This is a genomic window from Sphingomonas yabuuchiae (genome assembly GCF_001477495.1).
Classification (GTDB): Bacteria; Pseudomonadota; Alphaproteobacteria; order Sphingomonadales; family Sphingomonadaceae; genus Sphingomonas; species Sphingomonas yabuuchiae_A.
The window spans coordinates 1-8802 of the sequence record NZ_LDTF01000060.1; the positions used below are offsets into that span (position 1 = coordinate 1).

The window sequence follows — 8802 nt, forward strand, 5'->3', positions numbered from 1 at the left end:
ATGGTCGGCGCGTTCGTCATCGCCAACGGCGCGGCTGGTGTAGATGACACGGCGAAACGCGCTAACATGGATCATGTTCGGTGCGTAGCCATCCGAACCGCTCCTGCAAAGAGGCAATCGAGCGGGGCTGGCCGCCGGTCGAGTGAACCCGACCGGCGCCATGGGGTTTCAGACGTTGAAGCGGAACAGCATCACGTCGCCGTCCTGGACGACATATTCCTTGCCCTCCGCACGCAGCTTGCCCGCATCGCGTGCGCCGGCTTCGCCCTTGAAGGCGATATAGTCGGGATAGGCGATCGTCTCGGCACGGATGAAGCCGCGCTCGAAATCGCTGTGGATTTCGCCCGCCGCGTTGGGCGCCTTGGCGCCGCGATGGACGGTCCAGGCGCGCGCTTCCTTCGGGCCGACGGTGAAGAAGGTCAGCAGGTCGAGCAGCGCATAACCGGCGCGGATCACGCGGGCGAGGCCGGTTTCCGACAGACCCAGTTCCGACAGGAATTCGCCGCGATCCTCGGCGGGCATGGTCGCGATCTCGGCCTCGATCGCGGCGGAGACGACGACGGCCTGTGCACCCTCGGCGGCGGCCTTTTCGAAGACGCGCTGCGAATGGGCGTTGCCGTTCGCCGCGTTCGATTCCTCGACATTGCAGACATAGAGGACGGGCTTGGCGGTCAGCAGCTGTGCCTGCGAAAAGACGCGGGCTTCTTCTTCGTCCTTGGGCACGGTGAGCCGCGCGGGTTTGCCGTCGCGCAGCAGCTCCAGCGTCTGGCCCAGCACCGAGGCGGCGATCTTGGCTTCCTTGTCGCCCTGCTGGCCCTTCTTGATGAAGGCGGGGACGCGCTTTTCCAGGCTTTCCAGGTCGGAGAGCATCAGCTCGGTCTCGACCGTCTCGGCGTCGGCGATCGGATCGACCTTGCCCTCGACATGCGTGACGTCGCCGTCCTCGAAGCAGCGCAGGACGTGGACGATCGCATCGACTTCACGGATGTTGCCCAGGAACTGGTTGCCGAGGCCTTCGCCCTTGGATGCGCCGCGCACCAGTCCGGCGATGTCGACGAACGCCAGCTGGGTTTCGATGATCTTGGCCGAGCCCGCGACTTCGGCCAGCTGGTAAAGGCGCGGATCGGGCACCGCGACGTTGCCGACATTCGGCTCGATCGTGCAGAACGGATAATTGGCGGCCTGCGCCGCCGCCGTTTCGGTCAGCGCGTTGAAAAGGGTGGACTTGCCGACATTCGGCAGGCCGACGATGCCGCAGCGGAAACCCATGCGTCGCTTATCCTACAGGAAAGGGGAAAGCGCCCCTCTAGCGAGGATGGGGGAATTTCTCAACTGATGGTGCGGGGGTGAGGAGGTATCCGGCCCCAACCTCCGTTCAGCCCGAGCGGAGGCGGAGAATGCCCGGTTCGTCAGGCGGCACCGACCGCCAGCGCGGCGGCATAGCCGAGCAGCATGACGCTCATCGCGCCCGAAAAGCCCATCAGCACCAGGCCCATATAGCGCAGGATCGGCGGATTGGCGCGCTGCGCCTTCTTGTTCCGGCCAAGGCCCGACAGCACGAAGCTGGCCAACATGCCAAAGGTGAAGACGGCGAATTCGAGCATCGAGGACAGGTCCGGAAATAAGGAGGTGCGATCGCCATCCTCCTTACCCAATACAGGTTAACGGCACGATATCGCCGCGACCAAGCGCCCCATATCAACGACCAGACGAGGGAACCTTTCGTCTGGTCGCGGGTGTCGCGCATGTCGTCGCCCCCGTTCCAGTCGGATCAGCGATAATTGAAGCTGACGCTGATCCGTTCGCCCTTGGCCCCGTTGGGCACGACCTCGTGCCGCAGCCAGCTTTCCCAGAGCAGCACCGTGCCCGGTTCGGGCGTGGCGGTGGCGAAGGTGGCCAGATCGTCCGGCGCATCGGGGCGACGCGGCGGTGCGGCCATCAGCATCGGCAGGCGCGGATCCTCCAGCTTCAACGCGCCCGAGCCCTTGGGCATGGCGACGTATAGTGTGCCCGACACCACCGAATGGGGGTGGATATGCGCCGAGTGATGCCCGCCCGGTTTCAGGACATTGACCCACAGGCTGTCGAGCTTCAGCTTGCGGCCGCCCAGATCGAAGGCGCATTCCTCGGCGAAGCGCGCGACATGACGGTCGAGCTTCTTCTTCAGGTCCGCGAAGACGGGATCGCGGATCGGCAGGTCGTTGAGCGAGGCGTAGCTGGTATAGCCGCGATAGCCATGCTCCTTGCTCCAGCGTCGCCCGGCCCGGTCGTCCTCGGCCAGCGCCCAGCAGCTCTGTTCGATATCCGCCAGCAGATCGGCATCGTCCAGCTGGCCCTCATAGAGCAACGAGGCAAAGAGGCGCCGCACGCTCATGCCGCATCCCCCAGCCGCAGCGCGATGTCGTTGACGAAGCGCACGTCATCGCCCTCCGCCAGCCAATGCGCCTCCGCCGCCAGCGCGCCGAGCAGGTCGGACAGCGGCTCGATCTCGGACTTGGCGTAATTGCCCAGCACATGGCCGGTCACCCGGTCCTTGTGGCCCGGATGACCGATGCCGAGGCGCACGCGGCGAAAGTCCGGCCCCAGATGCTGGTCGATCGAGCGCAGACCGTTATGCCCCGCCGTGCCGCCGCCGGTCTTCACCTTGACGCGGAAGGGCGCGATGTCGAGTTCGTCGTGAAAGACGGTCAGCGCCTCGACGCCCAGCTTGTAGAAGCGCAGCGCGTCGCCGACGCTCCGCCCGCTCTCGTTCATGAAGGTGGCGGGCTTCAGCAGCAGGATTTTCTGCCCGCCGATCCGGCCTTCCTGCGTCCAGCCCTGGAATTGCTTCTTCACGGGGCCGAAGTCGTGCACCTCGGCGATGGCGTCCATCGCCATGAAGCCGACATTGTGGCGGTGCATCGCATATTGCGCCCCCGGATTGCCCAGCCCGGTCCAGACCTGCATGTCCCATTCCTCATTCACGTTACGGATGAGGCCCCTAGCATCGGGTGTCGGGACGCCAAAGCCGCTATTCGGTGCGGGGTCGCGTCAGCCGGTCGATAGCGCGCGCGGTCATGTGACGATAGACGCCGTCCGAATAGCGGTGCGTGCCGACGAAATGAACCAGTCGCTCATCGCCGGTGACCGGCGTGCGCCAATAGTTATAATAGTGGCTATAGGGCAGGGTGACGGTGCCGGGCTCGTTGGAGAGCAGGAAGTTCGACGTCACCTGTTCGCTGCCCCATTCGGCCCAGGTCGCGGTGCCGACCAGATTCTCGGCCCGGCGCGAAAAGGTCGTGGCCGCTGTGCGGTCGCTGGCTCCGCCGCGAGCGAAGCCCGCAAATCCCGACGACGCCCGGACGTAGGAATGGCATTCCGCCTCGGGATAGGCGGCATAACGGGATTCGATCAGCGCCTGCATGTGCGCCGGGGCCGACACCGGGCCGTCGGGATATTTGCGTCGGACGAACTCCGGCAGCGTCTGGATGCCCAGGGCCTGGCTGTCGGGGCCGCCCAGCAGCATGAAGCCCCGATTCCCGATGATCGCCGCGCGAACCTCGGGCAGGTCGGCCAGCGTCACGGTATCGGAATCCAGCTGGACGACATAGTGATCGGCGCGCAGGTCGAGCAGTACCAGCAATCGTTCCCAGGTGCCGCCGCGCGGACACGCGCCGGTGTCGATCTCCGCGATCGGAATGATCCGGGGCGCGCCGCAATGCCGTGCCAGGATGCGCCGGTCCGCCTCCGTCAGGCTGCCGTCGTCGATCAGGACGATCCGGCCCATCGCCAGATGCTGGTGAAAGGATTTGATCGCGACCAGATAGGGGATCAGCGTGCGGGTGCCGATCATCGACAGGATAATCACACCGTCGTTGCGGGGGATGATCGGCGGCGTCGCCAGGATCCGCCGCGCGACATGCAGGTGAAGGTGCATCCGCGCCCGGCGCAGGGTCCGGTCGAAGACCTTGCAGAAAAGCCGGTGGGGACGGGCGGACGACGTCATCACAAGGGGATGCGGCAGTGCGCCTGCGATGACAAGCCGGTCACGCCCCCCGCCTGGTCATAATGATACGCTTCGACGGCGGCGTCAGATCAGCCCCTGTGCGCGCAGGCTGACATGGCCCGAGGTGCCGATGATGAGATGGTCGTGCACCGTGATGCCCAGCCGCTTGCCCGCCTCGGCGATGGCGCGGGTGACGTCGATATCGGCGCGGCTGGGCGAGGGGTCGCCGCTGGGGTGGTTGTGGACCAGGATCAGCGCGGCGGAGCCGAAGTCGATCGCGCGCCGGATCACCTCGCGGACATAGACCGGCGCCTGGTCGATCGAGCCCTGTCCCATCAATTCGTCGCGGATCAGCATGTTGCGGGTGTTCAGATGCAGGACCCGCACCCGCTCGACCCCGTGATGCGCCATGTCGGCGTGCAGATAATCGAGCAGCGCCTGCCAGTTGGACAGGACCGGACGCTTCATCGCCTCCGCCTGGACCAGCCGCAGCGCGCAGGCCTGGGCGATCTTGATCGTCGCCGCCGCCGTCTCGCCTATGCCGTCGACCCGTTGAAGCGCGATGGGGTCGGCGGTCAGGACGCCGCCGATGTCGTGGAACTCGCGCAGCAGGGCCTTGGCCATCGGCTTGGTATCGCGGCGCGGGATGGCGGTCATCAAGAGATATTCGATCAGTTCATGATCGAGCAATCCGCCACCGCCCAGCAATCGGTCGCGGAGCCGCGCGCGGTGTCCGGCATGATCGTTCGCCTCGATTTCGCTGGTATCGCGCATGTCCCGTCCCCCGTGGCGGGGCATCATAAGGCGGGCCGCGGGAACTGTCGCCGGGCTTCGCGCGATTGCGTGGCGCGGGGCACGGTGTTTATGACGTGGGTCAAGAGTGAGGGAGTGGCATCGGGGTGGAGGGCGCGAGCGAGGAAAGCGAAACGCGCGTGACCCCGGTCGCGAGCCCCGTCCGCCGTTTCCGTCGTCTTCAACGGACCTTGATCGCCATCGCACTGGTCATTTTGGCCGCGTTGATCGCGCTGTGGGTCGAGCGCAAGCCGCTGGCGGGCCAGGTGCTGGACCGCGAACTCGCCAGGCGCGGTGTTCCGGCGCTCTACGGGATTTCCGATCTGGGCTTTGGTCGACAGCGGCTGACCAACGTCGTGCTGGGCGATCCGCAGCGCCCCGACCTCGTCGCCGATTGGCTGGAGACGCGGACCCGGATGACCCTGTCGGGACCGGTCGTGACGGGCGTACGCGCCGGGCGTGTCCGCCTGCGCGGGCGGTTGATCGACGGACGGATCAGCCTGGGCACGCTCGACAAGCTGATGGGGCCGCCCGATGCGTCGGGCAAACCGTTCCAACTGCCTGCGCTGGACGTGGCGGTGCAGAATGGCGGCATCCGGCTCGAAACGCCGCACGGGGTCGTCGGCCTGAGCCTATCCGGGCAGGGGGTGCTGAACGACGGCTTCACCGGACGGCTGGCGGCGGTCGCACCCAGGCTGGTGATGGGCGATTGCGTCGCGACCGGGCTGGCGGCCCCCCTTCGTGTGCGCGTCGTGCGCGAACAGCCGACACTGACCGGACCGTTGCAACTTGGCCATCTGCGCTGCGGCGAGGTGGCGGTCGCCGATCTGGCGGCGCGGGGCGACGTGACCCTCGGCGCGGCGCTCGATCGCTGGCAGGGGCGGGCTTCGCTCGGCAGCGGGGCGATCCGCCATCCGGTTCTGGCCGCTGCGGCGATCGATGGGCAGATCGACTTTTCCGGCACGGCCAAGGGCACCCAGGGGCGCATCCAGGTCGCTGCGCGCAACGTCGTCGCCCAAATCGGTCGCGCCGAACGGGCGATGGTCGCGGGTCGCTATCTGATCGGCTCCGCCACCCGCTTCGACGGACAGGCGCAACTGGGCGGTGCGCAGGCATCGGCCGCTGTGCTGGCCCCCGTCGTGAAGGCAGGCGAAGCGGCAGCGGGCACGCCGGTCGGACCGGTGCTGCGCGCCATGACCCAGGCGGTCGGGCGAGCGGGGCGTCGCTTCGCCGCCGACATGGCGCTGGCGATCGACAGCGACAGGGGACCACGCGGTCCGGGCTTTGCCGTGCGCGTGCCGCGCCTGACGGTCGCGTCGGCGAGCGGCGGGCGGCTCGCCTTCGCAGGCGGATCTGGCCTGGCCTATGATGCGCGGGGGCTGCGAATCGATACGCGAGCGGCGATGGGCGGCGGCGGTCTGCCCAGCCTGCGGGCGACGCTGCAACAGGATGGGCCGAAACAGCCGATGCGCGGCACCGCCGAACTGGCGCGCTACGAGGCGGGGAGTGCCGCTCTGGCCTTCGACCGGATGGTCTTCCGCTCGGCCGCCAATGGCGAGACCCAGGTGACGACCCGTGTCGCGCTGTCCGGGCCGATCAGCAGCGGGCGGATCGACGGGCTGGTCCTACCCATCGCCGCGCGTTGGGACGGCGGACGGCGGTTGCTGGTCAATCCCGATTGCCAGCCGCTCGCGATCGACCGGCTGGCGCTGTCGGGCCTCAGGCTGGCGAAGGTCGGCGTGCGGCTGTGTCCGCTGGACGGCGCGCTGGTTCGGCTGGATGGCACAAGGCTGGGCGGCGGCGCGCAACTGGGCGCGACGAAGCTCGTCGGACAGATCGGCAGCAGCCCGCTGACCCTGGCGGCGGCGACGACCCGCTTTGCGCTGGCCGACCGCAGCTTCGCCCTGACCGGCGTGCAGACCGTCATCGGCCGCCCCGAATCGCCGACCCGGATCGACGCGGCCGAACTGAACGGCCGGATCACGCCGGAAGGCCTTGCGGGCCAGTTCACCGGCGGTTCGGGACAGGTGGGGCAGGTGCCGCTGCTGCTGGGCGAGGCGGGCGGCGACTGGCGGCTGGCGGGCGGTGTGCTGACGCTGAACGGCGCGCTTCAGGTGCGCGACGCACGGGCCGATTCGCCGCGGTTCCTGCCGATGGCGGCACGCGACGTCACGCTGACGCTGGCGGGAAGCCGGATCGACGCCAAGGGCAGCTTGTTCGAGCCGACCAAATCGGTGAAGGTCGCCGACGTCACCATCGCCCATGCGCTCGACAAGGGCGCGGGTGAGGCGGACCTGCACGTGCCGGGCATCACCTTCACCAAGGACTTCCAGCCCGAATTGCTGACCCCGGTGACGAAGGGTGTGATCGAGGATGTGCGTGGGCCGATCAACGGGACTGGCCATATCGTCTGGGATGCGAACGGCGTGCGGTCGACCGGGCGATTCGGCACCGACGGGATCGATCTGGCCGCTGCGCTCGGCCCGGTCAGCGGCATAGCGGGCACGATCGACTTCACCGACCTGCTCGCGCTGGAGAGTGCGCCGGGACAGGTGGCGACGGTCAAGACGATCAATCCGGGCATCCAGGTGACGAACGGCGTCATCCGCTATCAGACGCTGTCGGGGGCGCGGGTGAAGGTGGAGAGCGGCCGCTGGCCGTTCGCGGGCGGCACGCTGACCCTCGATCCAACGCTGCTCGACTTCTCGCAGCCGGTCGAACGTCGCATGACCTTCCATGTCGAGGGGGCGGCGGCCGACCAGTTCCTGCTCCAGTTCGACTTCAAGAACTTGAACGCCACCGGCGTCTTCGACGGTACACTGCCGATGATCTTCGACGAGCGGGGCGGGCGGATCGAGGGGGGGCGGCTGGCCGTGCGCTCCGGCGGCGGCAGCATCGCCTATCTCGGCGAATTGAGTCAGAAGGATCTGGGCGTCTGGGGCAATCTGGCCTTCGGAGCGCTACGCTCGCTCAACTATCGCAGCTTGCGGATCGACATGAACGGGCCGCTGGCGGGCGAGATGGTGACCGATGTTCGCTTTGCCGGGATCAGCCAGGGCAAGGGCGCCAAGTCCAACTTCATCATCCGGCGGCTTCAGCGCCTGCCCTTCATCTTCAACGTGCGCATCAAGGCGCCCTTCCGCGGGCTGCTCGATTCGGCGCAGTCCTTCTACGACCCGCGCCGACTGATCCAGCGCAACCTGCCCGCGCTGCTGGAAGAACAGAACAAGCGTGCCGCGCCGTCCGCGAACCCCGCCGCCACCTCCATTCAGCCAGCCGCAAGCGAGACCGTGCCATGACCGTAACAGGATTGAAAATGCTGGGAAGGATGCCGATCTTGGATGCGACACGATGGATGCCGGTCGCGCTGACCCTGATGAGCGGAGGATGCGTCAACATCTCCGCGCCGGAGAAGCCGATCGAGATCAATCTGAACATCAATGTGACGCAGGAAGTGGTATATCGCCTGGACGGCGAAGCCAAATCGCTGATCCAGCAGAATCCGGGGATATTCTAATCATGAAGGCAAAGACGGTGATCCTGGCGCTTGGCGCGGTGGCGCTGCTGGGCGTATCGGGCATGGCGATGGCACAGCGCGATCCGGCCTATGCCGCCGCCCGCGCCGAGGGTCTGGTCGGCGAACAGCCCGATGGCTATCTCGGCATCGTCGGCGCCGCCACGCCCGCATTGCGCACGCTGGTCAACAGCATCAACATCCAGCGCAAGGCCGCCTATACCCAGAAGGCCCAGGCCAGCGGTGCCACCGTCGAGCAGATGGCCTTCACCAGCGGCTGCAACCTGATCGCCCAGACGGCGAGCGGTGAAAAGTACAAGACGCCCGAGGGTGCGTGGAAGACCCGCACCGGCGCGGCTCCGGAACGGGCCCCGGCCTGCGTGTAATTCTTCTTCTCACTCCCCTCCCGCAGGCGGGGGGGGGGCGGGGCTGTCCCTAATAAAAACTCCCGAGCCCACGAGACGGGCTCCCAACTCGTATGCCGCTTTTGTCTTGAAAAAAAAAAACAAAA

Annotated in this window: 9 protein-coding genes; 3 read left to right on the forward strand and 6 right to left on the reverse strand. The window is 67.2% G+C overall.

Annotation, left to right across the window (positions count from 1 at the left end; genetic code table 11):
• Window positions 1-168: 168 nt before the first annotated feature.
• The 6 genes from ychF to radC form a co-directional block, all read right to left on the reverse strand.
• Window positions 169-1269 carry a redox-regulated ATPase YchF gene (ychF, locus tag NS355_RS11200; RefSeq protein WP_056431664.1) on the reverse strand — a complete coding sequence of 367 codons (1101 nt, stop codon included), beginning with the start codon at window positions 1267-1269 and terminating at the stop codon, window positions 169-171.
• A 140-nt stretch (window positions 1270-1409) separates the two neighbouring features.
• On the reverse strand, window positions 1410-1604 hold the full coding sequence (locus tag NS355_RS11205; protein ID WP_058745798.1) for a hypothetical protein: 195 nt from the start codon (window positions 1602-1604) through the stop codon (window positions 1410-1412).
• 167 nt (window positions 1605-1771) lie between these two features.
• Window positions 1772-2374 (reverse strand): TIGR02466 family protein, encoded by a 603-nt coding sequence (locus tag NS355_RS11210; RefSeq protein ID WP_058745799.1) that lies wholly within the window; start codon window positions 2372-2374, stop codon window positions 1772-1774.
• A complete protein-coding gene (pth, locus tag NS355_RS11215; RefSeq protein ID WP_056431669.1) occupies window positions 2371-2946 on the reverse strand; it encodes an aminoacyl-tRNA hydrolase in 576 nt (191 codons plus the stop codon). The genes NS355_RS11210 and pth overlap by 4 nt, the downstream gene beginning before the upstream one ends.
• 64 nt (window positions 2947-3010) lie before the next feature.
• Entirely contained in the window at window positions 3011-3985 is a 975-nt protein-coding gene (locus tag NS355_RS11220) for a hypothetical protein (protein WP_058745800.1), read from the reverse strand.
• Between the two features lie 84 nt (window positions 3986-4069).
• Window positions 4070-4759: a RadC family protein gene (radC, locus tag NS355_RS11225; protein ID WP_058745801.1), complete on the reverse strand. Its 690-nt coding sequence runs from the start codon at window positions 4757-4759 to the stop codon at window positions 4070-4072.
• A gap of 158 nt (window positions 4760-4917) precedes the next feature.
• Here radC and NS355_RS11230 point away from each other — a divergent pair, with 158 nt between their 5' ends.
• Genes NS355_RS11230 through NS355_RS11240 form a run of 3 tightly spaced genes read left to right on the forward strand, consistent with a single transcriptional unit; the run spans window position 4918 to window position 8677 of the window.
• Window positions 4918-8076, forward strand: a complete 3159-nt coding sequence (locus NS355_RS11230) for a YdbH domain-containing protein (RefSeq protein ID WP_058745803.1) — start codon at window positions 4918-4920, stop codon at window positions 8074-8076.
• 29 nt (window positions 8077-8105) lie between these two features.
• Window positions 8106-8294, forward strand: coding sequence for a YnbE family lipoprotein (locus NS355_RS11235; protein ID WP_240954966.1), 189 nt, complete (start codon window positions 8106-8108; stop codon window positions 8292-8294).
• A gap of 2 nt (window positions 8295-8296) precedes the next feature.
• Window positions 8297-8677, forward strand: a complete 381-nt coding sequence (locus NS355_RS11240; RefSeq protein WP_058745802.1) for a YdbL family protein — start codon at window positions 8297-8299, stop codon at window positions 8675-8677.
• The last annotated feature ends 125 nt before the right edge of the window (window positions 8678-8802 follow it).

Excerpts from the sequence above, each read along its gene's own strand:
- ychF (WP_056431664.1), bottom strand. The coding sequence starts at position 1,269 with ATGGGTTTCCGCTGCGGCATCGTCGGCCTGCCGAATGTCGGCAAGTCC.
- NS355_RS11205 (WP_058745798.1), bottom strand. The coding sequence starts at position 1,604 with ATGCTCGAATTCGCCGTCTTCACCTTTGGCATGTTGGCCAGCTTCGTG.
- NS355_RS11210 (WP_058745799.1), bottom strand. The coding sequence starts at position 2,374 with ATGAGCGTGCGGCGCCTCTTTGCCTCGTTGCTCTATGAGGGCCAGCTG.
- pth (WP_056431669.1), bottom strand. The coding sequence starts at position 2,946 with ATGCAGGTCTGGACCGGGCTGGGCAATCCGGGGGCGCAATATGCGATG.
- NS355_RS11220 (WP_058745800.1), bottom strand. The coding sequence starts at position 3,985 with ATGACGTCGTCCGCCCGTCCCCACCGGCTTTTCTGCAAGGTCTTCGAC.
- radC (WP_058745801.1), bottom strand. The coding sequence starts at position 4,759 with ATGCGCGATACCAGCGAAATCGAGGCGAACGATCATGCCGGACACCGC.
- NS355_RS11235 (WP_240954966.1), top strand. The coding sequence starts at position 8,106 with ATGCCGATCTTGGATGCGACACGATGGATGCCGGTCGCGCTGACCCTG.
- NS355_RS11240 (WP_058745802.1), top strand. The coding sequence starts at position 8,297 with ATGAAGGCAAAGACGGTGATCCTGGCGCTTGGCGCGGTGGCGCTGCTG.